22 protein-coding genes are annotated in these 24,726 nt (G+C 61.7%); 10 read left to right on the top strand and 12 right to left on the bottom strand.

Features of this window, described 5'->3' with window-relative positions:
- Positions 1 to 32: 32 nt before the first annotated feature.
- Positions 33 to 1,013 (bottom strand): Hsp33 family molecular chaperone HslO, encoded by a 981-nt coding sequence (hslO, locus tag KO539_RS03910; protein ID WP_219307407.1) that lies wholly within the window; start codon positions 1,011 to 1,013, stop codon positions 33 to 35.
- A 4-nt stretch (positions 1,014 to 1,017) separates the two neighbouring features.
- Positions 1,018 to 1,542, bottom strand: a complete 525-nt coding sequence (locus KO539_RS03905; RefSeq protein WP_219307406.1) for a gamma carbonic anhydrase family protein — start codon at positions 1,540 to 1,542, stop codon at positions 1,018 to 1,020.
- A gap of 206 nt (positions 1,543 to 1,748) precedes the next feature.
- Here KO539_RS03905 and KO539_RS03900 point away from each other — a divergent pair, with 206 nt between their 5' ends.
- The 8 genes from KO539_RS03900 to bamC all read left to right on the top strand — a co-directional run bounded on the left by KO539_RS03900 (position 1,749) and on the right by bamC (position 8,798).
- The gene (locus KO539_RS03900) at positions 1,749 to 2,627 is read left to right on the top strand and encodes an alpha/beta fold hydrolase (protein ID WP_219307405.1); all 879 of its coding nucleotides are present in this window, start codon (positions 1,749 to 1,751) and stop codon (positions 2,625 to 2,627) included.
- 85 nt (positions 2,628 to 2,712) lie between these two features.
- The gene (locus KO539_RS03895; protein WP_219307404.1) at positions 2,713 to 3,546 is read left to right on the top strand and encodes a 3',5'-nucleoside bisphosphate phosphatase; all 834 of its coding nucleotides are present in this window, start codon (positions 2,713 to 2,715) and stop codon (positions 3,544 to 3,546) included.
- A 92-nt stretch (positions 3,547 to 3,638) separates the two neighbouring features.
- Positions 3,639 to 4,523 (top strand): protease HtpX, encoded by an 885-nt coding sequence (gene htpX, locus KO539_RS03890; protein ID WP_070303511.1) that lies wholly within the window; start codon positions 3,639 to 3,641, stop codon positions 4,521 to 4,523.
- A gap of 38 nt (positions 4,524 to 4,561) precedes the next feature.
- Positions 4,562 to 5,185 (top strand): L-threonylcarbamoyladenylate synthase, encoded by a 624-nt coding sequence (locus KO539_RS03885; RefSeq protein WP_219307403.1) that lies wholly within the window; start codon positions 4,562 to 4,564, stop codon positions 5,183 to 5,185.
- An 83-nt stretch (positions 5,186 to 5,268) separates the two neighbouring features.
- The gene (locus KO539_RS03880) at positions 5,269 to 5,946 is read left to right on the top strand and encodes a site-2 protease family protein (protein WP_035821162.1); all 678 of its coding nucleotides are present in this window, start codon (positions 5,269 to 5,271) and stop codon (positions 5,944 to 5,946) included.
- A gap of 42 nt (positions 5,947 to 5,988) precedes the next feature.
- Entirely contained in the window at positions 5,989 to 6,561 is a 573-nt protein-coding gene (locus tag KO539_RS03875; protein WP_219307402.1) for a bifunctional 2-polyprenyl-6-hydroxyphenol methylase/3-demethylubiquinol 3-O-methyltransferase UbiG, read from the top strand.
- Positions 6,562 to 6,645: 84 nt separating this feature from the next.
- Positions 6,646 to 7,524 carry a 4-hydroxy-tetrahydrodipicolinate synthase gene (gene dapA / locus KO539_RS03870; RefSeq protein WP_116745242.1) on the top strand — a complete coding sequence of 293 codons (879 nt, stop codon included), beginning with the start codon at positions 6,646 to 6,648 and terminating at the stop codon, positions 7,522 to 7,524.
- Positions 7,525 to 7,604: 80 nt separating this feature from the next.
- Complete coding sequence (gene bamC / locus KO539_RS03865; RefSeq protein ID WP_219307401.1) at positions 7,605 to 8,798, top strand: outer membrane protein assembly factor BamC; 1,194 nt, start codon at positions 7,605 to 7,607, stop codon at positions 8,796 to 8,798.
- A 172-nt stretch (positions 8,799 to 8,970) separates the two neighbouring features.
- Here bamC and KO539_RS03860 read toward each other — a convergent pair whose 3' ends face one another.
- Both KO539_RS03860 and KO539_RS03855 read right to left on the bottom strand, forming a co-directional pair.
- Entirely contained in the window at positions 8,971 to 9,225 is a 255-nt protein-coding gene (locus KO539_RS03860; protein WP_034783358.1) for a hypothetical protein, read from the bottom strand.
- Between the two features lie 353 nt (positions 9,226 to 9,578).
- Entirely contained in the window at positions 9,579 to 10,700 is a 1,122-nt protein-coding gene (locus tag KO539_RS03855) for a cupin domain-containing protein (RefSeq protein WP_035821152.1), read from the bottom strand.
- Positions 10,701 to 10,793: 93 nt separating this feature from the next.
- Here KO539_RS03855 and KO539_RS03850 point away from each other — a divergent pair, with 93 nt between their 5' ends.
- Positions 10,794 to 11,339 (top strand): peptidylprolyl isomerase, encoded by a 546-nt coding sequence (locus tag KO539_RS03850; protein WP_035821149.1) that lies wholly within the window; start codon positions 10,794 to 10,796, stop codon positions 11,337 to 11,339.
- 198 nt (positions 11,340 to 11,537) lie between these two features.
- Here KO539_RS03850 and KO539_RS03845 read toward each other — a convergent pair whose 3' ends face one another.
- The 4 genes from KO539_RS03845 to KO539_RS03830 all read right to left on the bottom strand — a co-directional run bounded on the left by KO539_RS03845 (position 11,538) and on the right by KO539_RS03830 (position 18,501).
- Positions 11,538 to 12,575: a hypothetical protein gene (locus tag KO539_RS03845; protein WP_219307400.1), complete on the bottom strand. Its 1,038-nt coding sequence runs from the start codon at positions 12,573 to 12,575 to the stop codon at positions 11,538 to 11,540.
- Positions 12,572 to 15,262 carry a DNA mismatch repair protein MutS gene (gene mutS, locus KO539_RS03840; protein WP_219307399.1) on the bottom strand — a complete coding sequence of 897 codons (2,691 nt, stop codon included), beginning with the start codon at positions 15,260 to 15,262 and terminating at the stop codon, positions 12,572 to 12,574. Before mutS ends, KO539_RS03845 begins: the two co-directional genes overlap by 4 nt.
- Positions 15,263 to 15,694: 432 nt before the next feature.
- The gene (locus KO539_RS03835) at positions 15,695 to 16,264 is read right to left on the bottom strand and encodes a hypothetical protein (protein WP_219307397.1); all 570 of its coding nucleotides are present in this window, start codon (positions 16,262 to 16,264) and stop codon (positions 15,695 to 15,697) included.
- Entirely contained in the window at positions 16,261 to 18,501 is a 2,241-nt protein-coding gene (locus KO539_RS03830) for a serine/threonine-protein kinase (RefSeq protein WP_219307396.1), read from the bottom strand. The genes KO539_RS03835 and KO539_RS03830 overlap by 4 nt, the downstream gene beginning before the upstream one ends.
- Positions 18,502 to 18,811: 310 nt before the next feature.
- Here KO539_RS03830 and KO539_RS03825 point away from each other — a divergent pair, with 310 nt between their 5' ends.
- A complete protein-coding gene (locus tag KO539_RS03825; RefSeq protein WP_099379104.1) occupies positions 18,812 to 19,075 on the top strand; it encodes a PAAR domain-containing protein in 264 nt (87 codons plus the stop codon).
- On the opposite strand, the gene KO539_RS03820 is transcribed toward KO539_RS03825, so the two are convergent.
- The 4 genes from KO539_RS03820 to KO539_RS03805 form a co-directional block, all read right to left on the bottom strand.
- The gene (locus tag KO539_RS03820) at positions 19,072 to 20,394 is read right to left on the bottom strand and encodes an aspartate aminotransferase family protein (RefSeq protein WP_219307394.1); all 1,323 of its coding nucleotides are present in this window, start codon (positions 20,392 to 20,394) and stop codon (positions 19,072 to 19,074) included. The two genes, KO539_RS03825 and KO539_RS03820, sit on opposite strands and share 4 nt — an antisense overlap.
- Before the next feature lie 81 nt (positions 20,395 to 20,475).
- On the bottom strand, positions 20,476 to 21,363 hold the full coding sequence (locus tag KO539_RS03815) for a MurR/RpiR family transcriptional regulator (RefSeq protein ID WP_219307392.1): 888 nt from the start codon (positions 21,361 to 21,363) through the stop codon (positions 20,476 to 20,478).
- 44 nt (positions 21,364 to 21,407) lie between these two features.
- The gene (locus KO539_RS03810) at positions 21,408 to 21,692 is read right to left on the bottom strand and encodes a hypothetical protein (protein WP_219307390.1); all 285 of its coding nucleotides are present in this window, start codon (positions 21,690 to 21,692) and stop codon (positions 21,408 to 21,410) included.
- Positions 21,693 to 21,861: 169 nt separating this feature from the next.
- Positions 21,862 to 24,528 carry a TonB-dependent receptor gene (locus KO539_RS03805; RefSeq protein ID WP_257626096.1) on the bottom strand — a complete coding sequence of 889 codons (2,667 nt, stop codon included), beginning with the start codon at positions 24,526 to 24,528 and terminating at the stop codon, positions 21,862 to 21,864.
- Between the last annotated feature and the right edge of the window lie 198 nt (positions 24,529 to 24,726).

Genomic DNA, 24,726 nt, shown 5'->3' with positions numbered 1-24,726 from the left:
GGCGCGGCAGATTCATTACGAAACTGTAATGCTTAGTTGATGCTGGCTGCGGGTGGAATCAAAACTTCCGCTGGCGCATCCGTGATGAACAGCTGCGCGCAATCGACCTTGTCGAATTCATAGTGCTGGCCGCAGAAATCGCAGTTCACGCCCACCTGGCCCACTTCGTCGAGGGTGCTGTTGACTTCTTCCTCGCCCAGCATCTTGAGCATATTACCGACTTTTTCACGGGTGCAACTGCAATGGAAGCTTGGGTGCAGCGGGTCGAAGACGCGGATCGTTTCTTCCCAGAACAAACGCTGCATCAGGGTCTCGATGTCCGTCGACAGGATTTCCGCCTCTTTCAGGGTCGACGCCAGCATCACGGCGCGGTTCCACGTGTCCAGTGCCGCTTCTTCCGACACGGGCGTCGCTTCGGCCTTGCCGCCATGGTGGGGCAGCTTTTGCAGCAGCAGACCGCGCGAGACGGTGTCGTCCGTGGCCAGCCACAGACGCGTGTCGAGCTGTTCCGAGCGCAACATGTAGTTTTCGATCACGGTCGCCATGTCGTCGCCATCCAGCGGCACGATGCCCTGGTATGGTTGCTGGCCTGGCACCTTGTCGGCCGGATCCAGGGTGATGATGAAGCGGCCCTTGCCCGTGGCGTTGAGCAATTGCGGCACAGTGGCGACGTCGGGGATGGTGGCGTCCGGGTCCAGCTTGGCCGTGGCGCGCAGGCGCAGGTCGGAGTCGCACTCGACCACCATCAGGCGCACGGGACCGTCACCATGGATTTGCATGATGATGGAGCCGTTGAATTTCAGGTTGGCCGACAGCAGGGCGGCGGCGGCCACCATTTCGCCCAGTACTTTTTTCACGGCCGTCGGGTAGGCTTGGCGCGACACCACTTCTTGCCAGGTGCCGGACACGTCGATGAACTGGCCGCGCACGGCGGCGTTGTCGAAAATAAATTTTTGCAGGGTATCCTGGCCGCTAACGGCTGCGCTGACCGCGCCCGTGGTTTCAGTCGTCATTCTCTTATCCAATCTTCTTGAGTTGCGTATTAAATAGCTGGCCGCGTTGCACATAGTTCACGGCGTTGCTTTGTAGCCTGGTGATATCGTCTGCCGTCAGGACCCGCACGGCTTTCGCCGGTGAGCCGATGATCAGCATATTATCGGGAAATTCCTTGCCTTCCGTGACCAGCGCACCCGCGCCGACGAGGCAGTTCTTGCCGATCTTCGCGCCATTCAGGATCACGGCCTGGATGCCGATCAGGGCGCCATCGCCGATGGTGCAGCCATGCAACATTGCCTGGTGACCAATGGTGACGTTCGATCCGATGTCCAGCGGATAGCCCGGATCCGTATGCAGCACGGCGCCTTCCTGCACATTGCTGTTGGCGCCCACGGTGATGCGTTCGTTGTCGCCGCGAATCGTGGCGCCGAACCATACGGACGTATTCGCTTCCAGGGTCACCTTGCCGATCACATTGGCCGTGTCGGCAACAAAAGCGGAAGCATCAATCTGTGGCGCATCGGCGCCCAATTGGTAGAGTGTCATCGTTAGCCTGTGGCGGTCGTGGAAGCGCCGGGCACGGCCGGACGCGGAAGTTTTGCGCTATTTTACGCTGTTGCAGGGCAAGTCCGAACGTCGGGCGTTAATCCGGTATAATTATCGAACGGTCGTACTTTTATGCGCACCCTATCTACAGACACAGCATGTGGCGCCATCTGCGCCACTTTCAAGGCAGGCATCCGATGAAACCCATGAAACTTTCCCGTTCCGAATTCATCAACATCCGCGGCGCCCGCACGCATGTGCGCCACTGGGGCCGCGAAGGTGCGCCCATCCTGTTCATGGTGCACGGCTGGATGGACGTGGCCGCCTCATTCCAGTTCGTCGTCGACGAGCTTGCCGGCGACTGGCACGTGATCGCCCCCGACTGGCGCGGCTTCGGCCTCAGCGACTATACGCAATCGGACACTTACTGGTTCCCCGACTACCTGGCGGACCTGGACGCCATGCTGCTGCATTACTCGCCGGACGCGCCCGTCAACCTGCTGGGCCACAGCATGGGCGCCAACGTGGCCGGCCTGTACGCGGGCGTGCGGCCCGAGCGCATCAGCCGCTTCATCAACCTGGAAGGCTTCGGCATGATGGCAACAAAACCGGAGCAGGCGCCGGGCCGCTACGCCAAGTGGCTGGACGAATTGCGCGAGCCGCCCGCCATGCGCAGCTATCCCACGCAAAAGGCCGTGGCCGAGCGCCTGCAAAAGACCAACCCGCGCCTGCCGGACGAGCGCGCGGCTTTCCTGGCCGAGCACTGGTCGGCGCAGAACGAGGCGGGCGAGTGGGACATCATGGGCGACCCGCAGCACAAGCGGGTCAATCCCATCCTGTACCAGGTGGAAGAAGTGATGGCGTGCTGGCGCAGCATCACGGCGCCCGTGCTGTGGGTGGAAGCCGACGATACAAATATGTGGCAATGGATGGGGCCAAAGGAAGAGGCGCGCATTGAAATCGACCGGCGTTTGGCCTGCATCAAGGATGTGCGCTGCGAGATGATGGCGGATGCGGGCCACATGCTGCATCATGATCAACCGGCGGAGCTGGCGCGCCTGGTGGAAACCTTCCTGGCGCAGTAATGCGCTAACGCGACTTCCTTATCGGGCAAGCAGCGTACAATGAAAACTTCTTCCATGCTGAGCCCGTGCAGGGTATTGTTTTCACATGCTTAAAGTCGACCTGCATTGTCATTCGAATATCTCCGACGGCGTGCTGTCTCCCGCCGCCGTGGCCGCGCATGCTTGCCGCGCCGGCGTCGATGTATGGGCGCTGACGGACCACGATGAAGTGTCCGGTGTTGCCGCCGCGCGCACGGCTGCGCTGGACCTGGGCATGCGCTTCGTGGCCGGCGTGGAAATTTCCATTACCTGGGCCGGCCAGACCGTGCACATCGTCGGCTTGCAAGTCGATGAAAACAATCCGGGTCTGGTACAGGGCTTGCACCAGACGCGTTCGGGGCGCGATGCGCGTGGCCGCGAAATCGCCCGCCAGCTCGACCTGGCCGGCATCCCCGACGCCTATGAAGGGGCCTTGAAATTCGTCGGCAACCCGGACCTGATGTCGCGCACGCACTTTGCCCGCTACATCGTGGAAATGGGCAAATGCGCGAACATCCCTGACGTGTTCAAGAAATACCTGTCGGAAGGCAAGCCCGGCTACGTCGAGCACCGCTGGGCCACGCTGGCCGAAGCGGTCGGCTGGATACGCGGCGCGGGCGGTGTGGCCGTCATCGCCCATCCGGGCCGCTACCGCTTCAGCGACATGGCGCAAGGCGTGCTGTTCGATGAATTCAAGCAACTCGGCGGCTTGGCCATCGAAGTCGTCACGGGCAGCCACAGTCCGGACCAGTATCCGGAATACGCGCAACTGGCCAACGCCTACGGCTTCCTCGCTTCGCGCGGCACGGATTTCCATGCGCCGGGCGAATCGCGCGTGGATTTTGCCAAGTTGCCGCCTTTACCAGCGAATGTAACGCCTATCTGGCACGACTGGTTCTAGGGCGCGGCTTGCATGCGCCTGCCGCGCGGGCTTGAAAAGTCGCGGCTGCATACTTATCTTTTAGCTATTCTGTTTTTCCGGAGCCAACGCCCATGAAACGTATCGTCCTTTTTATTGCAACCAATCTGGCCGTGATGCTGGTGCTGTCGCTCGTGCTCAGTTTGCTGGGCGTAGGCAATCCGGCGCGTGGCAGTACCTTGAACCTGGGTAGCCTGCTCGTGTTTTCGCTGGTGGTGGGCTTCACGGGATCGATCTTTTCCCTATTGATCAGCAAACCGATGGCCAAGTGGAGCACGGGCGCGCGCGTGATCGACAACCCGACGTCGTCGACGGAATTGTGGCTGGTCAATACCGTGCGTGCGCTGTCCGAGCGGGCCGGCATCGGCATGCCGGAAGTGGCCGTCTATGAGGGCGACGCGAATGCGTTCGCCACGGGCGCCTTCAAAAATTCGGCGCTGGTGGCCGTCTCGACCGGCTTGCTGCAAAGCATGAACCGCGATGAAGTCGAAGCCGTGCTGGGCCACGAGATCGCCCACGTCGCCAATGGCGACATGGTGACCTTGACCTTGATCCAGGGCGTGGTGAATACCTTTGTCGTCTTCATGGCCCGCGTCGTGGGTTTCTTTGTCGACAATGTGCTGCTGAAAAATAACAACCGCGAAGGCGGCGGGCGCGGCATCGGCTATTTCGTCACCGTGATGGTGTGCGAAGTGATCTTTGGTCTGCTCGCTTCCATCATCGTCGCCTGGTTCTCGCGCCAGCGCGAATTCCGCGCCGATGCCGGTTCGGCCAAGCTGCTGGGCAGCCCCACGCCGATGATGCATGCGCTGGCCCGCCTGGGCGGCGTGCCGCCGGGTGAACTGCCGCAATCGATGCAGGCGCTGGGCATCAGCGGCGGCAATGGCGGCTGGGGCGCGCTGTTCGCCACCCATCCGCCGATCGAACAACGCATCGCCGCGCTGCGCGGCGTACAATAATGCTAACTTAACAAGCTGGTTCGCCAGAACGCTTACACATGAGTCAATTTTTCCAGATTCACCCTGACAATCCGCAATTGCGCCTGATCAAGCAGGCAGCGCAGATCATCCAGTCCGGCGGCGTCGTGGCCTTGCCCACGGATTCCTGCTACGCGCTGGTGTGCCAGCTCGACGACAAGGGCGCCGTCGAGCGCCTGCGCCGCATCCGTGGCATCGATGAAAAGCACCATCTCACCTTGCTATGCCGCGACTTGAGCGAGCTGGGCGTGTATGCCCGCGTCGACAACCGCCAGTTCCGCCTGCTCAAGGCTGCCACGCCGGGCGCCTACACCTTCATCCTGGAAGCGACCAAGGAAGTGCCGCGCCGCCTCAGTCATCCTTCGCGCAAGACCATCGGCCTGCGCGTGCCGCAGCACCGCATCGTGCAATGCCTGCTGGAAGAACTGGGCCAGCCGCTGCTGGGCGCGACATTGACCTTGCCCGGCGACGAGGATAGCCTGACGGATGCCGACACCATCCGCGAACGCCTGGAAAAACTGGTCGACCTGATCATCGATGGCGGCGTCTGCGCACATGGCCCCAGCACCGTGATCGACCTGACGGGGCCGGAGCCGGAAGTGGTGCGCGTGGGACGCGGCGACCCGGCCGTGCTGGGTTTGTAGTGGCTGGCGCAGGGCACCGGATTTACCTATCTTTAATGGCAACATAAGAAAGTGCCTGGGACGCCTCTGGTAGAATCGCGGTCATGAGCGATTTCAATACGATAGTCCAGACCGTTGCGGTGTACCTGGTGCCGGTGCTGTTTGCCATTTCCCTGCATGAGGCGGCGCACGGCTACGCTGCCCGCTATTTCGGCGACCCCACGGCCTCGAATGAGGGCAGGCTGAGCCTCAATCCCATCCGGCATATCGATCCTTTCGGCACGATCCTGCTGCCCCTGATGCTGTATTTCACGATCCAGGTGCCGTTCGGCTATGCCAAGCCGGTGCCCGTCGATTTCAGCCGCCTGCGCAATCCGAAGAAGCAGATGGCCTGGGTGGCGTTTGCCGGGCCTGGCGCCAATTTCGTCATGGGCTTCGGCTGGATGATCGCCTTTGTCGTGCTCAGCGTTATGCCGCCGACGGAAATGGGCATGTTTTTCCGCAAGATGGCGGGCGCCGGCGTCAGCGTGAATGCGGCCATGTTTGTCTTTAACCTGATTCCCGTGCCGCCGCTCGATGGCGGACGCATCATGACGGGCTTGCTGCCGATGCAGCTGGCGCGTCCTTACGCCAGCATCGAGCGCTACAGCCTGTATGTGTTCGGCGCCCTGGTGCTGCTGATGTACACGGGCGTATTGAACCGTGCCTTGCTGGCGGCGATCGAATTTGTCATCGGCATTTTTGTCACCCTGGTCACGCCCCTGACGGCCCTGTTGACTTGATGCCCGCAACTGGAAGTACGCAAATAATTGATGGAAGTACCGATGCAAGTAATTGAACCAACAATAGAAACTGAAGCGATTTCCGGCTGGTTGCGCCGCTGGGCGCCCCTGATCCCGGGCGGCGAAGTGCTGGACCTGGCCTGCGGCGCCGGCCGCCATGCGCGTCACCTGGTGAGCCTGGGCCACCCCGTGATCGCGCTCGACCATGATCCGGAAATGCTGGAAAAGGCGGCCGGCACGGGCATCACCACCTCGCTGGTGGACCTGGAAGCGCCAGGCGCCGTCTGGCCCTTCGCACCCGGTCGCTTTGCCGGCATCGTCGTCACCAATTATCTGCACCGGCCGCTGCTGGAGGCCATGATTGCCAGCCTGGCGCCCGATGGCGTGCTGCTGTATGAAACGTTTGCCGAGGGTAATGAGCAGTTCGGCAAGCCGTCGAATCCGAAGTTCCTGCTGAAGGACGGCGAAATGCTGACCTGGGCGGTGCAGCAGGGCTTGCGTGTGGTAGCGTATGAGGATGGGCGCGTGGAACAGCCAAAAGCTGCTCTGGTGCAACGAATTTGCGCCGTCCGGCCGGATTTTCCACGGTTGGCAGCGCTGCTGCCGACGTTTTGAGCGGCCATACTATGTCAGAATGCACCACAGGCGCGGGCTATCCGCTACAATCGTTGTTTTATTTATCGGCGCTATAAACTTACTATGATCAAGGGCAGCATTGTAGCAATCGTCACCCCGATGCACGCTGACGGCAGTCTGGACTTTCCAGGTCTGCGCAAGCTGATCGACTGGCATATCGCCGAGGGTACGGACAGCATCGTCATCGTTGGCACGACGGGCGAATCGGCAACAGTCAGCGTGGAAGAACACTGCGAACTGATCAAGTTGACCGTCGAACATGCCAAGGGACGCATTCCTATCATCGCCGGCGCCGGTGGCAACTCCACGGCCGAGGCCATCAAACTGACGCGCTATGCGAAAGAAGCGGGCGCCGATGCTGTCTTGCAAGTGGTGCCGTACTACAACCGTCCTACCCAGGAAGGCATGTACCAGCACTTCAAGGCCATCGCCGAAGCCGTCGACATCCCCGTCATCCTGTACAACGTGCCGGGCCGCACCGTTGCCGACATGAGCAACGAAACCATCGTGCGCCTGTCCGCCATCCCGAATATCGTCGGCGTGAAAGATGCGACCGGCAATATCGGCCGCGGCATCGACCTGCTGCGCCTCGTGCCAGCCGACTTCGCCGTGTACTCGGGCGATGATCCGACGGCCATGGCGCTGATGTTCTGCGGCGGCCACGGCAACATTTCCGTGACGGCCAACGTCGCGCCGCGCGCCATGCACGAACTGTGCGTCGCAGCGATGGCGGGCGAGCGCGCCACGGCGATCGCCATCAATAACAAAGTTTTCCCCCTGCACCAGAAATTGTTTGTCGAGCCCAACCCGGTGCCCGTCAAATGGGCGCTGGCCGAAATGGGCATGATGCCAGCCGGCATACGCTTGCCGCTGGTGCCGCTGGCTGAAAATTGCCATGCCACCGTGCGCGATGCCTTGCGCGACGCTGGCATTCTGTCTTAAGCCGAACTTCAAGCCCGGGCTTGACCAGTCCGGACCTTCCCTGATTCCAGCTGCTACTTAGCTTCTTATCCAGTTACGACATGACTAATTGCAAGAAAACCCCATCGGCGCCTGCCACCATCGCCGTCCGCGGCATCGTCATCGGCGCCGTCGCAGCCAGCCTCGCGGGCTGTGGCATGATCAGTTCGGTAGTCGGCGGCGACAAGGTCGATTACAAATCGGTCAAGAAAGCCAGCACCCTGGACGTGCCGCCTGACCTGACGCAATTGCAGCAGGACAACCGTTATTCCTTGCCGGATGCGAAAAACGGCGTGGCTACGGCTTCCGGCTACAACGCCCAGCGCAACGCCACGGCCGGCACGCCCGTCATCATGGGTGCCGACGGCGTGGTTGGTGTCGTGCCCGTCACGGCCGGCGGCGTGAAGGTCGAGCGCGCGGGCAACCAGCGCTGGCTGGTCGTCAAGCAGTCGCCTGAAGTGCTGTGGCCGCAGCTCAAGCAATTCTGGGAAGATTCCGGCTTTACCGTGGCCATCGACCAGCCTACGGCTGGCATCATGGAAACCGAGTGGAACGAAAACCGCGCCAAGCTGCCGCAAGACTTTATCCGCAACACCATCGGCAAGGCTTTCGATTCGATGTACTCGACCGGTGAAAAAGACAAGTTCCGCACCCGCGTGGAACGTCTGGCCGATGGCTCGACCGAGATCTACATCAGCCACCGCGGCGTGGAAGAGGTCGTCACGGGCCGCGACAAGGAAACCACCACCTGGACCGCGCGTCCCAACGATCCGGGCCTGGAAGCGCAATTCCTGGCCAAGCTGATGACGCGCCTGGGCGCGGCCAGCGACGAAGCGCAAGCGAAGACAGCCGTCGACGGCGCCATCGTGCAGCCGCTGCACGCCAAGCTGGTGGGCGACGCCGCCACGCCGGCGCGCGCCATCGAAGTCGATGAAGGTTTCGACCGCGCCTGGCGCCGTGTCGGCCTGGCGCTGGACCGCGTTGGCTTCACCGTGGAAGACCGCGACCGCACGCAAGGCACGTATTTCGTGCGTTACGTCGATCCGGACGCGGTCAAGAAAGATGGTTTCTTCTCGAAACTGTTCAGCTGGGGCTCGTCCTCGGACAAGGACAAGGAAGCGCAGCGCTATCGCGTCCTCGTCAAGGCCGGCAATGGCTCGACCAGCCTGGTCAGCATCCTCAGCAACGAAGGCCAGCCGGACGTCTCGCCAGTGGCCGAGAAGATCCTGGGCCTGCTGAACGAGCAGTTGAAATAAGTGGTGTGACAGCGGCAGGTTTGAAAACCTGCCGCGCATTAAAAAGGCTGGCCCGGTGCAAACCGGGTCAGCCTTTTTTATTGCCTGCGTCCGGCGTCATATCCTGCGGACAAAACGCCGGACGCAAAAAAGCCGACCCGAGGGTCGGCTTTTCCTAGTGCAGGGTGCTAAATTACTTAGCAGCCGATGCAGCAGCCGAAGCAGCCGAAGCAGCGTCGGTAGCGGCCGAAGCGGCAGCCGAAGCAGCAGCAGCAGCGTCGGTAGCGGCCGAAGCAGCAGCGTCAGCAGCAGCAGCTGGAGCAGCTTCAACTGCTGGTGCTGGTGCTGGGGTTTCAACTACTGGTGCTGGTGCAGGAGCTTCTTCTTTTTTGCTGCAAGCAGCCAGAGCAACAACCATCAGGGAGGCGATCAGCAGGGATTTTTTCATTTGTTTTCCTTAATTATTTCAAAAAATAAATCAATATTGTTGCGATGAATAATTACCGGTAATTATCGCTCGTTAGGTCGTCTTCGAAGGCTTTTCGTACCAGGTGGTGCCTGCCAGACAACGGAAACTTCCTAACCGAATATTATAGCGATTTTTGGTGCGTCGCAATAGGAGCAAGAGGCAAATTCGCAACTATTTTGTGATATCGCAATATTTGCCGAAGCAAATTGCAAGCAAGTGTAAGCGATTTGCGAAAGCGCGACAAAACGATATAAAAATAATATGTTTTATTGCGCTAACGCAGATGCTGTTATTTTACCTACTGTAATACCACTTTGCTACGCCGCACCCATTCAAGCCAGTTCGATCCAGCCATCCTGATACCAGGTATATAAGGCATCCATCACGTCATCGGAAGCCTGGGCCACGGCGGCGCCATCGAGGGCACGTTCGTTGGCCAGGGTTTCCAGGGCCGTTTTATCGGCCTTGCCAATGGCAAACGATTCGCCATTGATGAAGACATTCTTGCCACGATACAGCATCAGCGTCTTGCGCGACAACACGACCCCCTTTTTCTGTGCGGCATCCGCGAAGCGGCCCACCGTCAGCGGCTTGGACAGCGGCGTGAAAAACACATTGTGCTTGGGTTCCGACAGGTGTTCACCGAGGAAAATGGTCACGTCTTCTTCCGTGAAGCGCACCTTGTTCATTTCTTCCGCGATGGTGCTGAGCATTTCACGGGGGATTTCCGCCGGCTTGCCCGATGCTTTCAGGTCCGGATCGCTATAGATACCCGGCAAGTCGATCGAGTCGGCCATGAATTGCAGGAAAGCTTCGCCCAGTTCCTGGAACGTCGGCGAGCGGAAGCCGATCGAATACGTCTGGCAGTCGCCGATGGCCACGCCGTCGTGCGCGTAGTGGGGCGGCAAATACAGCATGTCGCCCGGTTCCAGCGTGAATTCTTCGTCGGGCGTGAAGTTGCTGAGGATTTTCAGCGGCAAGCCGTCGATCAGGCTCAGGTCTTTCTGCGCGCCGATGCGCCAGTGGCGCTTGCCCTGGCCTTGCAGCAGGAACACGTCATAGGAATCGAAATGCGGGCCCACGCCGCCGCCATCGGTGGCAAAGCTGACCATTAGGTCGTCCAGGCGCGCGTCCGGCAGGAAACGGAACTGGCGCAGCAGGGCGTCGGCCTTGGCGCTGTGCAGGTTGGCGCCCTGCACCAGCAGGGTCCATTCCTTCTGTTTCAGCGAGGGCAGGCTGGTCAGTGGACCTTGCTGCATGTTCCAGTGGCCATCCGCATGGCTGACCAGGCGCGATTCGACATGGTCGAGGGTAGCCAGTTCGGCCAGGGCCTTGAAATCGAACAGCGCCTTGAAGCCAGGCACGGCTTGACGGATCAACAGGGGCTTTTTATGCCAGTAGTCGCGCAGGAATTGCGCCGGCGTGATATCGCCGAGGAGAGTTAATGTTTTCATGCGCCCATTATAACAACCGGAAATGCAGGAATGCGCCTGCCGTTGGCGGCGTGAAGGTATAATTTGCCAGCTTATACAATGAAAGGAAGCATAATGAAGATTGCCAAAAATACGGTCGTGACTGTCAACTACAAACTGTCAGACGCGCAAGACAATCTGATCGAAGACGGCCGCCAGCCGATGGTCTACCTGCACGGTGATTATGAAAACACCCTGCCAAAGATCGAAGAAGAGCTCGACGGCAAGGAAGTTGGCTATTCCAACACGATCCAGATCGAACCGGATGATGCTTTCGGTGAATACGATCCAGCCCTGGTGAAGGTCGAGCCACGCAATCGCCTGCCTGAGCCGCTGGAAGTGGGCATGCAGTTCGAAGGCATGCCTGAAAGCGATTCGCCGGACGAAGAAGCGATGATCTTCACGGTCACCGACATCGCCGACGACAAGGTCGTGCTGGATGGTAACCATCCACTGGCCGGCATCGCGCTGCGCTTCTCGCTGACCGTCGCTGACGTGCGCGAAGCCACCGAAGAAGAAATCGCCCACGGCCACGTGCATGGCGCACACGGCCATGACCATGGCGATGATGAAGATGAAGGCGACGAAGGCGACCACTTCCGCACGCATCCTATCCACTAACACCTGACCAAACCTACTGCGCGGCGCGCTTTGCGCCCGGCGATGCTCACCGGCTCGGCGCCCCCGTACCGAGTACGGTTGCGCTTCTCGGCCACAAATCACTGCCGCTCGCTACGGTTTTGTCAGGCGTCGTGACGTTTGTTGGTCGTGACGTCTGTTGTCGGATAGATGAAGGCTGGCTGCGTGCCGGCCTTTATTTTATCGGCGCACGGTCGACGCCCTGGCCCTGGCTTGCGCCGATGGCCTGACGGCGCGTTGACGCACCTCAAAGAATGGCGTCTTGCCGGGCCGTACGGCGATGGCGGACCAGTCGTTGTCGATGCTGACGTGGCCCAGGTTGCCTTTCCAGCTGATTTTCGGCCCGCCTGTTTTGGCCGCTGTCTTTTTACTCTTTCCTTCCTTGCCATCGGCGTCGCCATCGCGCTGCGTATCAACCAGTAACACCTTGCCGCTGAATTTTTTCGCCAGGGTGCGGATCTGCTTGCGCGGTCCGGCAAAGCCGTCCTGTTTCGAACTGAAGCTGGGCAGCAGCGAATTGTCGTCTTCATCGAGCGCGCCCACGTCGCCATCGGAAAACAACACGATGCCGTCGAGCTGCTTGCGCTGCGCCATGGCGAACAGGCGCTGCAGCCAGGAACGGTTGGCCACCAGGCGGTCTTCGAATTCGCTGTTGCGTCCCGCTTCCGGTAGGAAATGGTTGTTATTCGCGGGCAGGTTGACGGTGGCAAACAGCACGCCGCCATATTCCCAGTGGGCGTTTTCCGCATAGCTGCGGAACTTCGCCGTCGATGACAGCCGTGACAGGGTCAGCTTGCGCTGGCCCAGGCTCTGGTCGTCGGCAAAATACACGTCACGCAGGCGGTTCAGGCGTTCGATGGCGTTGACCCTGCCGCGCGAGTTGCGGCAGTTGGCCCAGTCGCTGGCCGACAACGAGACGATCAGAGGCGGTCCGCTGGCGTCCAGCAAATCCTTGCGCTGGCCATACAGCTTGTCGCTGCACGATTCGCTGGCCGCCTTGATGCCGGTGGCCACGACGAACGAGGCATTGAAGGCGCTGGTGTCGGCGATGGCTTTTTTCAGGGGACCATCGTCCGGCCCCGCATTGAAGGAATGGCCCAGCACGGCAAACTCGAAGCCGGCCTGGTCGCTTTGGGCGGCCAACGCCGCTTGCCACGGCAGGCTGGCAGCCAGCAAGCCGGCGGCCAGCAGGTGGATCGTGCCGCGCCGGCAGGTCATGCGGCGGCCAGCCGTTTCAACTGGTACAACTGCTCCAGCGCATCGCGTGGCGTCAGCGCATCGGGATCGAGGTCGGCGATGGCGTCGAGCAAGGCTTGCTGCGCCGCATTCAGCGCGGCCAGCGGCGCCGCTTCCTCTTCTTCCTCTTGCGCATATGGATCGGTTGCCGGCGCGGCGAACAGGTCGCGTTGCGGCGTGGCGTCGAGCGCCTGCGCTTCCAGGCGCGCCAGATGCTTGCGCGCAGCCTTGATCACGGGCTGCGGCACGCCAGCCAGTTGCGCCACCTGCAAGCCATAGCTTTGCGAGGCGGGACCTGCCTGCACGGCGTGCAGGAAGACGATGCTGTCCTTGTGCTCGACGGCGGACAGATGCACGTTGGCGGCGCTCGGGTGGCTGTCCGGCAGTTGCGTCAGTTCAAAGTAATGTGTGGCGAACAGCGTAAAGCTGCGGCTGGTATCGATCAGATGGCGCGCGATAGCCCAGGCCAGAGCCAGGCCGTCGAAGGTCGAAGTGCCGCGGCCCACTTCATCCATCAGCACCAGCGAGTGTTCGGTGGCGCCGTTCAAAATCGCCGCCGATTCCGTCATTTCCACCATGAAGGTCGAGCGTCCGCCCGCCAGGTCGTCGGTGGCGCCGATGCGCGTGAAGATGCGGTCGATGGGGCCGATGGTGGCGGACGCGGCCGGCACGTAGCTGCCCACGTAGGCCAGCAGCGTAATGAGTGCCACCTGGCGCATGAAAGTCGATTTACCGCCCATGTTCGGACCGGTGATCAACAGCAAACGGCGCTCGTTGACGAAGCGGCAGTCGTTGGCGATGAAGCGCTCGATCTGCTTTTCCACCACGGGGTGGCGGCCTTCGACGATGTTGATGCACGGTTCGTCGACCAGTTGCGGCGCGGCCCAGTTGTGCTGCTGCGCATGTTCCGTCAGCGCGTTCAGGGTGTCGAGCTGGGCCAGGCCCTGCGAAATGGTCTGCAAAGTCCCAATGTGCGGCGCCAGGTCGGCCAGCAGCAGGTCGTACAGCATCTTTTCGCGCACCAGCGCCTTGTCTTGCGCCGACAGGGCCTTGTCTTCGAACACCTTCAATTCCGGCGTGATGTAGCGCTCGGCGTTTTTCAGGGTCTGGCGGCGGCGGTAGTCGTCCGGCACCTTGTCCGTCTGGCCGTGCGTGACTTCAATATAGAAGCCGTGCACCTTGTTGTATTCCACGCGCAAATTGGCGATGCCCGTGCGCGCGCGTTCGCGCGTTTCCAGGTCGAGCAGGAACTGGCCCGCGTTTTCCGACAGCGCGCGCAATTCGTCCAGTTCCTCATCGAAGCCGGTGGCAAACACGCCGCCGTCGCGCACCATGGCGGCCGGTTCCTGCGCCACGGCGCGCACCAGCAAGTCCAGGCAGGCCGTTGGTGTGGCCAGCGCCGCGTGGATGGCGGCCAGCAAGCCGGTTTCGCCGCCCTGGCCAGGACCATAACAACGGACCACGTCGCCGCGCAGGGCCGGCAGTTGCAGCAAGCCGTCACGCAGGGCGGCCAGGTCGCGCGGACGCGCCGACAGCAGCGCGATGCGCGTGGTGATGCGTTCGATATCGGGTACTTGCGCCAGGGTGGCGGCGAGCGGACTGGCCGCTTCGCTTTGCGCCAGCGCGGCGATGGCTTCATGGCGCGCGCGCGCCACGTTCTGGTCGCGCCGCGCATGGTGCAGCCAGTGGCGCAGCATGCGCGAACCCATGGCCGTGCGGCAATGGTCCAGCAGGGAAAATAAAGTGGGCGATTCCTGGCCACGGATGGTTTCCGTCAACTCCAGGTTGCGCCGTGTGGCCGCGTCCAGGCCGATGAATTCGCTTTCCGTTTCTGTCGTCAGGGAGCGCACATGCTGCAAGCCGCGACCCTGCGTCGATTGCGCATAGCGCAGCAGCGCGCCGGCCGCGCCGAACGCGGCGCCTAGGTCGTCGGCGCCAAAGCCCGTCAGGGTCGCCACGCCCAATTGATCCAGCAGGGCCTTGTGGCCGCCGACCACATCGAAATGCCAGTCCGGCACGCGGTTGATGTGCGTGCCTGCGTAATCGTCGAACAGGTTGCCATTGTCGCCGCTGAGAATTTCAGCCGGCACGATGCGCTCGAGCTCCTGCTGCAGGCGTACGGCAACGGTGCTGCTGTCGCCGGAAAACTCCATCAGTTTCAAGGCGCCGCTGGCCAGCGACAGCCACGCCAGGCCCGTGGTCACCGTCTTGCGCTGCGTGATGCTGCACATGGCCAGCAGCGGGCGCTCAGCCTTCTCCGGCAACAAGTCCGCATCCGTCAGGGTGCCGGGCGTGACGACGCGCATGACCTTGCGCTCGACCGGACCCTTGCTGGTGGCCGGGTCGCCGATCTGTTCGCAAATGGCCACCGACTCGCCCAGCTTGACCAGCTTGGCCAGATAGCCGTCGAGCGAATGAAACGGCACGCCGCACATCTTGATCGGGTTGCCACTGGCTACGCCGCGCGCCGTCAGGGTAATGCCCAGCAGGCGCGACGCTTTCTCCGCGTCCTCGAAAAACAGCTCGTAGAAATCGCCCATGCGATAGAAGACCAGCATCGTCGGGTGGTTTTCCTTGATGCCTAGATATTGCTGCATCATCGGAGTAAGCTTTTCAGCCGAATTTTTCTTTGCCGCAGCGGCGTTGATTTCTTTTGGGACGGTGGTCATGTGTTCTTTGTCGTTGGTCCGGCGGCAGGGAAGTGCGTGCCTGCCGGGCTGTGTGTGGTGCTATGTGCAGTCAAGGCCGCGCCAGGGGGCGGAGCTTGGGTTCAAGGCCGTCATTTTACCGCTTTCGGCGGGCGGGGCGGCGTATTGCGTGCGGATGTGAAAAAGCCGCGCGGATGGAGGTCGGCGCGGCCTGGACGTCGAGGCGTCAAGCGATGGCCGTTACATATCAATTGACCCGCCGGCGGAACTTTAGACTGCAGTCCGCTAAGATTGCTCTGAAAGAAATTCGTAAGAAATCCTTCGATGTGCAGGAGTGGTAGTAAGCCTAGCTACCCTTGCGGTAAAAATAGAGTGGTACTGGCAGTTGTCTGTACCGCTCATTAGTTTCATTGACCTAGCCTGCAGTGTCGGCAGCAGTTTTATGGGATGTGTTTAATCCCAGCCGGATGATCCGCCGACCGAACTCTCGGGGTCGAATGAGAATACACGCAGTTCAGGCTGTACACCTTCACCGCGCATGATGCGTACGGTGATAACAAAAGACAATTCCCAGCGGCCGGTTGCGTAGCCTACGTCAAGGTTATGTTTCCATTCCTGGCGTATGCGGCGAAGTGGTGGTAAAACTTTGTTTTCTGCCTCGTCCAGTAAAACCTGAGCTTCGAAGTCCAAGGGGAAACTGTAGGTGGCGCCCACGGCTTGTAGGAATGGCGATGGCGGCGAGTAAACCGTTGGCACTTTCGGCCCGATTTGCGTCAATTGTGGAATCGTAATGATACTGCAGTCGACGATCTGGAATGAGGTGAAACCGCTTTCCTTAGAACCGCAGCAATTGACATCCAAATATACGTGCTGGCCTTGCTGAAAGTGAATGCCGCCCATGTAGGGACCATGGCGTGGATCTGCCGTACCGTCGCATGAGGTGAAATTATAGTCGAGTTGATTGGTTATCTGGTCCACGTCGAAATGTACTGACAACTTCATCCAAGGGCTTACAGGCATCATGTCTTAGTATCTCTTTTTAAGTTAAAAACAAACTGCTGGTAGCGAGTATCTCGCCTGAGGTTCAATAGATCGGGTGCCGTTTCGATCAGATTGATAGGATAGCCAAGCCTGGCGGCTTCCAGCAGCGCCGCCATAGCTGCGTCGCGGTTGCCCATCAGCTCATGCGTTAACGCTGCCCGGAATTGCACATCGGGAAGGTGTGGGGCAATGGAGAGGGCTTTTACCACCCTCTCCAATGCCTCCTTTTTTGACCCTACATAGGACGAATACAAGGCCATGCGCGAGTTAATTGTGGCGTCGTTCGGCATGCGCGCCAATAGGGGGGAAAGTAGCTTTATGGCGTGTTGATAAGACTGCTGTGATACAGCGGCTTGTGCAGGTATCCAACGCTGTGCATCGGCAAGATTGGCCCACAATTGATAGGTATTCGGACTACCTTTGCTGGAGGAAACGGCGTTTTCAAACGCTTGCACGGCACCTAAATAGTCGGCTTTTGCGAACAGAGATGTTCCCAGATTGCTATACAGTTCCCAGTTCGGCTGGAGTTGCAAGCCTTGCTGTAATACGCGCAGCGCTTCGTCATTCCGGTTTAGGCGTAAGAGGACTGCGTTGAGGTAGGCATAAGAATTGGCCGACTGCGGATCGAGTTCTATACTTTTGCGAAATGCTTGTTCTGCACCCGTGTAATCCGCTTGTCGATACAGCATTATCCCCAATTGCAATGGAAAAAGCCGTTCCTTGGGATAAAGGGTGGCTGCACTGTCCAGCACTGGTTTGGCAAGGTCAAATCTTTTCGCAAGGACTAGAAGGCGCGCCTTGCCATACAGACCCAGTAGGTTGTGTGGGTCAAGATTCAATGCATTAGCTACGGCCCTCAATGCATCTTCCTGTTTGCCCTGAAATTCAAGCACCCAGGCATGCGCCACATGAGCCAGCGCCAATTGATTGTCCAATGCAAGCGCTTGCTGCGCGGCTGCATCCGCGCGCTGCAGCCAAGTCTCGTCGCGCCCATTGCCGATATAACGAAGACTGGAGGCCAGCGACAGGCCCGCCGAGGCAGCGGCGTTGGCAGGATTGTGCTTAAGTACTGTGCTGAAGTGGACGATTGCTTGTTCCTGACTGGAGTCGCGATCAAACACCCGCAACGCCTCCATCCCCGCCGCCATGCTGGCAATTTCCGAATATGGCGCGGGCGCCTTTTCGCCCGTGACGAACGATTTGACGCCGGGAATAATATTGGGCAGCTGCCATCCCGCCAGTACGGCCAGTAGCGCCACGCCCGCGCCCCATTTCAAGGTGCGCTTGCGTGGCAGGGGCAGGCGGATGGAGACGCTGGCGGGTGGTTCTTCCTTCGCGGGTATCTCGTCGGCAAGGGGCGTGGCCAAGGTGAGCGGTTCGCCACGCTGCGCCCCAATCGCTTCGCGCACGTCGCGCATGGTGCGTGGCCGTTCGGCAGGGTCGTGCGCCGTCATCGCGCGCGCGAGGGCGTTGATGGCGGGCGGGACGGAGTCCGGCAGGTCGGGCCACGGCTGCGTCGCCTGCATGTGGGCGGCGGCCAGGGCCAGGCCGTTCAGGTGGGCGAAGTGGCGCTGGCCGGCCAGCATTTCGTACAGCATGGCGCCCAAGGCATACACGTCGCCGCGCGTGTCGGGCAGGCGGCCCATCAGGCGCTCGGGCGCCATGTAGGCGATCGTGCCCTGCAAGTCGCACAGGGTGGTCGTTTGCGTTGCTTGCGGGTCGATGTGACGCGCCAGGCCGAAGTCGAGGATGCGCACCTTGCCATCCGCCTCCAGCATCAGGTTCGATGGTTTCAGGTCGCCGTGCACGAGATCCATGGCGTGCGCCTCGTCCATGGCGTCGGCGATCTGGTAGGTGATGTCGAGCGCGGCTTGCAGGTCCGCCTTGCCGCTGTGCATGAACTGGCCCAGGGTCTGGCCTTCGACCAGTTCCATGACGATGGACTGGCTCGTGCCCTGGCCCTCGATAGCGAAGATGCGCACGAAGGCCGCATGCTTGAGCGAGGCGGCCAGGCGCGCTTCATTGATGAGTTTTTCCGGATGCAGCACGTCGGCTTGCGGTTTCAGGCGTTTCAGCGCCACGCTACGGCACAGCTTGGCATCCCAGGCTTCGAATACATGGCCGAAACCGCCTTCGCCCAGCAAGCGGCGCACTTCATAGTGCCCGCTGATCGTGTCGTCTTGCGGTGGGGTCTGACGCAGGGAGTCGAGCAGTTCCATATACCTTGGCTTCAGAGTGCATCAACGTGGGCGTCCAGCATCGAAAAGGGGTAATGCGATGTTTGAATGCTCAAGATGATTGATTTTGAGTAACTTCCTGATTTAAAACGATTGTTTCGAATAAGTCAATTAATATTGACAAGGAGTGAACAAAAGTTGCCAATGCAGGCGATTGCCATTTCGGCGGCGGGCAAGCCGTCAATGTGCTCGAGCGCAATGACGACTGTGTCGTCGCGCCTGATAATGCAGATGGGAGCGGCAACGTATGGACCGGTGCCGCGGTATGCGCTGGACAGGAACAGGAGGCAGTATGCGTGGCGTGATCCGCTTGAACGACCCCACCAGCCATGGCGGCAAGGTGGTGGGGGCGGCGCCGAATAGTACGGTGCTGGGCGTGGCCGTGGCGCGCAAAGGGGACCCTTGCGTGTGCCCGATCAAGGGCCATGTGCGCTGCGTGATCGCCGAGGGAGATCCGCAGGTGCTGATCGATGGCGTGCCCGTGGCCTTTGACGGTCACAAGACCAGCTGCGGCGCCAGTCTGATGTCCACCGTGGGCAACAGCGGGCGGGGCTAGACGACGCAGGCGTCGATGGCCGCGCCCAGCTTGTCGACGATTTCTTCGACGTGGCTGGCGGCTATGATGTAGGGCGGCGCCAGCAGGATGTGGTCGCCGTGCAGGCCGTCGATGGTGCCACCCATGGGGTAGCACATCAGTCCGTTTTGCATGGCGTGCGCCTTGATGCGCGCGTGCAGGCGGCGGGCCGGGTCAAACGGTTGCTTGGTATTGCGGTCCTGCACCAGTTCCAGGCCCAGGAACAGGCCGCGGCCGCGGATGTCGCCCACGTGCGCGTGGCCATCGAAACGCTGGTGCAGGCGCTCCTTGAGCAAGCCGCCCATGGCGCGCACGTTGGCCAGCAAATCGCGTTCCTCGATCTGTCGCTGCACGGCCAGGGCGGCGGCGCAGGCCGTGGCGTGGCCGATATACGTGTGGCCATGCTGGAAGAAGCCCGTGCCGGCGCGGATGGTGTCGCGGATATCCTTCGATACCATGACGGCGCCGATGGGCTGGTAGCCGGCGCCCAAGCCCTTGGCGATGCAGATCAGGTCGGCCGTGACGCCTTCCTGCTCGCAGGCGAACAGGCTGCCCGTGCGCCCCATGCCGCACATGACTTCGTCGAGGATCAGCAGGATGCCGTGGCGCTGGCAGATGTCGCGCATGCGCGCAAAATAGCCGGCGACGGCGGGCAGGGCGCCGGCCGTGGCGCCGACGACGGGTTCGGCGATGAAGGCCATGACGTTGTCCGCGCCCAGTGCGGCGATATGGTCTTCCAGCTCCTGGCCCAGGCGCGCCACGTAGTCGCCGTCCGTTTCATTTTCCTGCTGGTCGCGCCAGGCGTAGCAGGGAGAGACATGGGTCACGCCAATGAGCAGCGGCTCGAACTGCTGCCGGCGCCAGGCATTGCCGCCCGTGGCCAGCGCGCCCAGGGTGTTGCCGTGGTAGCTCTGGCGGCGCGCGATGACGTGGCGGCGCTGCGGCTGGCCCCGTTCGACGAAATACTGGCGCGCCATTTTCAACGCGCTTTCCACCGCTTCCGAACCGCCCGAGACGAAATACACGCTGTCGATGCCGGCAGGCGCGCGGGCGACGAGGAAATCGGCCAGTTGCTCCATCGGCTCGCTGGTAAAGAAAGAGCTGTGCGCGTAGGCCATGCTGGCGATCTGCCGCTGCACGGCGGCGATGACGGCCGCATCCGCATGGCCAAGGCAGGAGACGGCCGCGCCGCCGCAGGCGTCCAGGTAGCGCTTGCCATCCGCATCGATCAGGTAAGGGCCATCGCCGCCCGTGGCGACAGGATAGCTGGCGGTCAAGCTGCGGTGGAAGACATGGCTCATGGCATCGCTTTCTTATCGGCAAGGTAGATGGCCGATTATAGGAGGCGCTGCGCCGCAATGCAACGTTTGATGTATTTGTTTTTAATTTACATCATTTGATGTTTTTGCGTAGGCGCCCAGCGTCCGCAGCTGCTTTTCCGCCGCGCCGATGGCGTGTACGGCGTCCGGCCCCGCGCGCGCCACCAGCAATTCCACCAGGCTTTCCACGGCCGCGACGCCGGCCACGATGGAGGGGAAGAACGACGGGCTGTCGACGGCGATGACGATGCTGGCGTCAGCCTGCAGGGCCAGCGGCGACATGGCGCTGTCGCTGATGGCGACCACCTGGCAGCCGGCCTGGCGTGCCGCCTGCGCCACCAGCAGCGCTTCGCTGGAATACGGCGCGAAACTGATGACGACGACGGCTTCGTCCGCCTGCAGGGCGCGCAAGTCCATCTCCAGCGTTCCGCCCTGGCCGCTCAGCAGCTGCACGCTGGGGCGCAGCAAGCGGTACAGATAGTGCAGGGTGTAGGCGATCGGGTGGGCGGCGCGAAAGCCGGCCACGTGCACGCGGGGCGCCGCCTGCAGCAGGCTGGCGGCCGCGTGCAGGGCGGCGTGGTTGGCGCTTTCCGTGGCGGCCAGGTTGCGCTGCTGCGCCGTGAACACTTCGGTGACCAGATTGCCTTCCTTGCCAGCCAGCGCGTTGGCTTTTTCAGCATACCCGGCCGGCCCCGCGCGCAGGCGTTCGACGAAGATGGCTTTGAGTTCCGGCCAGCCGGCAAAGCCCAACTGCTGCGCCAGGCGCACGAGGGCGGCCGATTGCACCTGCGCGCGCGCGGCGATGCTGCGCATCGACGAGACGGCCACTTCGTCCGGATGGTCGGCCAGGTAGCGCGCGCCGGCCTGGAATTGCGGGCTCAGTGCCGCATGGCGCGCCTTGATCAGGTCCATCAGTGCCGCATAGGAATCGTGGGGTGTCGCTGCCTGCATCGCCGTGCCTCATTGAATAGGTTGCGGCGATGGTACAGGATTCGTCAGCGCGCCGGTAGCGGCGCGCCTTGCGCCAGGGTGGCCGTGCGCGGACGCAGGCGGGCAAACAGGTGCGGCCCGGCCGGCTGGCGGCGCGGTCCCGTCGTCAGCACGCGCAGGGCGGTGGGCAGCGGCACGTCGTGGCAATGCAGGAACAGGGCGGCGGCGCCCGTGCCGGCCATTTCCTGCAAGGCCAGCGCATGCTCGACCAGCGCCGCCGTGCGCATGTCGAGCCGCACCGGGATGTCGGGTTGAAATAGTTGTGTGTCGACGTGCCGTGCATCGCGCATGCTGTCCCCGCCGGGTTCGATGGTCAGACTGCCAGCATAAAAGCGCCCCGGCGCCGCCACTTTGCGTTAAATCAATTCCTGTGTCGGATAGATTCCGCAAGGCAAAAAAAACGCCAACCGTTGCCGGCTGGCGCTGAAAACCCTCAAGGAAGAAAGGGTGGGGGACTGGCTAGTAACTCCAGCGGAGGGACAAACCGACAACCTTGTCATAGCGCCGCACATCGCGCACATAGTCCGGCGTGTCGTGGTAGTCGCGGTAAGTCGAGTCGAGCAGGTTGTTCGCGTCCAGGGTCACCGTGGTGTTCGGGTTGAGCTTGTACGACACCGACGCGTCCAGGGTCTTGGTGGGCGCCACGGTCAGGTGGATGCCCTTGCCGCGGTAGTTGTAGTCGTCGACGTACTTGTCGCGCCAGCTGTAGGCCAGGCGCGCCGACCACGCTCCCTGTTCGTACAGGCCGACGAGATTGGCCGACCACTTCGACATGCCCGTGAACGGATGCGCGCTGCCATTCAATTCTTCCAGCTCGCCCGTCATGTAGGTGGCGTTCGCCTGCAGGCCCAGGCCGCTCATCCAGCCAGGCAGCTTGTCGTAGAACTGCTGGTAGGCCATTTCCACGCCTTGCAGATGGCCCTTCGAGGTGTTGCGCGGACGCGTGATGTCGTACTCGATGCCGCCATACGTTTCCTTGGCCGATCCGGACAGGATGTAATTCTTGAAGTTGTGGCGGAACACGGTGGCCGTGACGGAGCCCGTTTGCGCGAAATACCATTCCAGCGCCACGTCGAGGTTCTTGCCTTCCACGGGTTTCAGGTCGGGGTTGCCGCCGCCGCCCGTCGGGCGCACCATTTCCAGGCTCTGACCCAGGCTCACGCCGGGGTTGAAATCGGCGAAGTTCGGGCGCTGCACGGCCTTGCCGGCCGTCAGGCGGGCGACCAGGTCCTGGCGCAGCATGGCTTTCAGGGTCATGCTGGGCAGCACGTCCGTATCCGAGGTTTTTACGCGCACGGGCGTGATGATGCCGTTTTGCGAGGAATTGCCTTGCAAGTCCTGCTTGGTCTGCACCACGCGCACGCCCAGGGTGCCGTCGACCGGCACTTGCGCCAGGTCAAAGCCGATGCGCGCCTTGCCGTAGACGGCATTGGTTTTTTCCACATCCTTGAAGTGGGTCATCGGATCGTCCGGGCTGCGTTCGCTGCTGCCCGTAAACAGCTGGCGCAGCGCGGCCGTGTTGTTGAGCATGAAGTCGCGGCACGGCGTGAGCCAGCTTTGCAGGCCGAAGTTGCCCGTGTTGTCGTGCGAGGTGCAGGCCAGGCCGGGAATCGCGTCCGCAGTCATGATCGACGTCAGCCCGCCCTGGCCATTTTTTTCGCGGATCGATTCGGCCTTGCGCTTGGCCAGGCGCACGCCGCCCGAGAATTCGCGGAAGAAGCCCGTGCTGTCCATGTCGTAGGTAACGTCGCCGCGCCAGTCGGTCGAGCTGCCTTCGTCGTGGTTGTGATTGTCGTAGAAACCGAGCAGGGTGTAGTTCTTCGGGTCCGTCATGTTGTAGCCGGGGTAGCTGATCTGCGCGCCGCCGTTCACGTTCGTGCTGCCGATCACGCTGGTCGGATGGGCGAGGAAGTCGAGGATGGGGAATTCGCGCTCGAAGTTGCTGACCGTGCGCGCCAGTTCCGTCGTGGCGCGCAGCTGCGGCGTAATGTCCCAGCGCGCGCCGATGGCGCCTTGCGAACCGATCGAGCGGTCGCGCCGCGCCTGGGTCGAGCCCAGCGTGAACGGCGACCATGGGCCGTCGATCTTGCCCACCGTGGCGGCCTGATTGGTGCCGGGGATCAGGGTGATGTCCGGGTTCTGGCCCCAGGGCAGCGAACCGACGAAGAACTGGCTGTCGAACGCGTGCTTGATCAGGGTCGACATGCCTTCCGCATACACTTCCACCTGCGAGTTCGGGCGCCACTGGAAGGCGGCATTGGCCGCGTAGCGCTTGCGGTCGCCCACGGTCGGGATCATGCCGACGGAATCGGGACCCGTGATGTTGCCCGCTTCGGGGCGCTTGACGGGTTCGGCGTTCCAGATCGTCTCGTCATAGTATCTGCCGCGCTGGTAGGACAGGCCGAGCAGGGCGCCGAATTCGCCGTATTGGGTCTTCCAGCGGTTCGAGACCATGCCGCCGACGTTCGGGTCCGTCGAGCCGGACTTGTCGCGGTGCTCGGCGCGCACATTGCCCGATGCCGTAAAGCCCTTGAAGTCGAACGGTCGGTTGGTGCGCACGTCGATCACGCCGGCCGTGCCGCCTTCGACCATGTCGGCGCCCTGCGATTTGTACACGTCCACGCGCTGCAGCATGGCCGTCGGAATGTCGGCCAGGTACAGGCTGCGGCCCACGGAGGTGAACATTTCACGGCCGTTGAGCAAGGTCACCACGCCTGGCAAGCCGCGGATGATGACGGTGCCCGCCTCGCCACCCTCGCGGCGGATCTGCACGCCCGTCACGCGGCCGAGGATTTCGGCCACGTTCTTGTCGGGGAATTTGCCGATTTCATCGGCGACGATGGAGTCGACCACCTGGTCGTTGTTTTTCTTGATCGTCTGCGCGCTCTGTGCCGCCCTGCGCACGCCCGTGACGGCGACGACGGCGATGCCGCCATTGTCTGCCGCGGCTGGTGCTGCTGCCGGTGCCGTTTCTTCCACCGGTGTGTCCACGGCGGGCGCCTGTTGCGCCCAGACGGAAGCGCTGCTCAGCAGGCCAGCGCTGGCCAGCGCGGCCACCGTTGCCTTCAAGGTCAAGCGCGTGTTTTGTGCGGACGTGCGGGTGCCCGTTGCCATCAATTGCTTCATCTTGTCTCCACCTGTATTTTAGTTATGTTGAGAACGCTGCGGCAGTCGCCGCCAGAGCTGGAACCTGCTCAGAAACATGGTAGGTGGGAATGACTTTGCCCCACAAATGACTTCTTTTGCGATGTCAATACCGATTCCGGTATCCCTGCTGCATTCATGCGCCCTGGCGGTGCGCCGCGTGGTGTCGAACCTGGCGCG

This window comes from Janthinobacterium sp. NKUCC06_STL (assembly GCF_019345455.1).
Lineage (GTDB): Bacteria > Pseudomonadota > Gammaproteobacteria > Burkholderiales > Burkholderiaceae_D > Janthinobacterium > Janthinobacterium rivuli.
Note: the sequence above shows the minus strand (reverse complement) of the source record. Positions and strands in the feature narration are given on the sequence as shown.

Excerpts from the sequence above, each read along its gene's own strand:
- hslO (WP_219307407.1), bottom strand. The coding sequence starts at position 1,013 with ATGACGACTGAAACCACGGGCGCGGTCAGCGCAGCCGTTAGCGGCCAG.
- KO539_RS03905 (WP_219307406.1), bottom strand. The coding sequence starts at position 1,542 with ATGACACTCTACCAATTGGGCGCCGATGCGCCACAGATTGATGCTTCC.
- KO539_RS03900 (WP_219307405.1), top strand. The coding sequence starts at position 1,749 with ATGAAACTTTCCCGTTCCGAATTCATCAACATCCGCGGCGCCCGCACG.
- KO539_RS03895 (WP_219307404.1), top strand. The coding sequence starts at position 2,713 with ATGCTTAAAGTCGACCTGCATTGTCATTCGAATATCTCCGACGGCGTG.
- htpX (WP_070303511.1), top strand. The coding sequence starts at position 3,639 with ATGAAACGTATCGTCCTTTTTATTGCAACCAATCTGGCCGTGATGCTG.
- KO539_RS03885 (WP_219307403.1), top strand. The coding sequence starts at position 4,562 with ATGAGTCAATTTTTCCAGATTCACCCTGACAATCCGCAATTGCGCCTG.
- KO539_RS03880 (WP_035821162.1), top strand. The coding sequence starts at position 5,269 with ATGAGCGATTTCAATACGATAGTCCAGACCGTTGCGGTGTACCTGGTG.
- KO539_RS03875 (WP_219307402.1), top strand. The coding sequence starts at position 5,989 with ATGCAAGTAATTGAACCAACAATAGAAACTGAAGCGATTTCCGGCTGG.
- dapA (WP_116745242.1), top strand. The coding sequence starts at position 6,646 with ATGATCAAGGGCAGCATTGTAGCAATCGTCACCCCGATGCACGCTGAC.
- bamC (WP_219307401.1), top strand. The coding sequence starts at position 7,605 with ATGACTAATTGCAAGAAAACCCCATCGGCGCCTGCCACCATCGCCGTC.
- KO539_RS03860 (WP_034783358.1), bottom strand. The coding sequence starts at position 9,225 with ATGAAAAAATCCCTGCTGATCGCCTCCCTGATGGTTGTTGCTCTGGCT.
- KO539_RS03855 (WP_035821152.1), bottom strand. The coding sequence starts at position 10,700 with ATGAAAACATTAACTCTCCTCGGCGATATCACGCCGGCGCAATTCCTG.
- KO539_RS03850 (WP_035821149.1), top strand. The coding sequence starts at position 10,794 with ATGAAGATTGCCAAAAATACGGTCGTGACTGTCAACTACAAACTGTCA.
- KO539_RS03845 (WP_219307400.1), bottom strand. The coding sequence starts at position 12,575 with ATGACCTGCCGGCGCGGCACGATCCACCTGCTGGCCGCCGGCTTGCTG.
- mutS (WP_219307399.1), bottom strand. The coding sequence starts at position 15,262 with ATGACCACCGTCCCAAAAGAAATCAACGCCGCTGCGGCAAAGAAAAAT.
- KO539_RS03835 (WP_219307397.1), bottom strand. The coding sequence starts at position 16,264 with ATGATGCCTGTAAGCCCTTGGATGAAGTTGTCAGTACATTTCGACGTG.
- KO539_RS03830 (WP_219307396.1), bottom strand. The coding sequence starts at position 18,501 with ATGGAACTGCTCGACTCCCTGCGTCAGACCCCACCGCAAGACGACACG.
- KO539_RS03825 (WP_099379104.1), top strand. The coding sequence starts at position 18,812 with ATGCGTGGCGTGATCCGCTTGAACGACCCCACCAGCCATGGCGGCAAG.
- KO539_RS03820 (WP_219307394.1), bottom strand. The coding sequence starts at position 20,394 with ATGAGCCATGTCTTCCACCGCAGCTTGACCGCCAGCTATCCTGTCGCC.
- KO539_RS03815 (WP_219307392.1), bottom strand. The coding sequence starts at position 21,363 with ATGCAGGCAGCGACACCCCACGATTCCTATGCGGCACTGATGGACCTG.
- KO539_RS03810 (WP_219307390.1), bottom strand. The coding sequence starts at position 21,692 with ATGCGCGATGCACGGCACGTCGACACACAACTATTTCAACCCGACATC.
- KO539_RS03805 (WP_257626096.1), bottom strand. The coding sequence starts at position 24,528 with ATGAAGCAATTGATGGCAACGGGCACCCGCACGTCCGCACAAAACACG.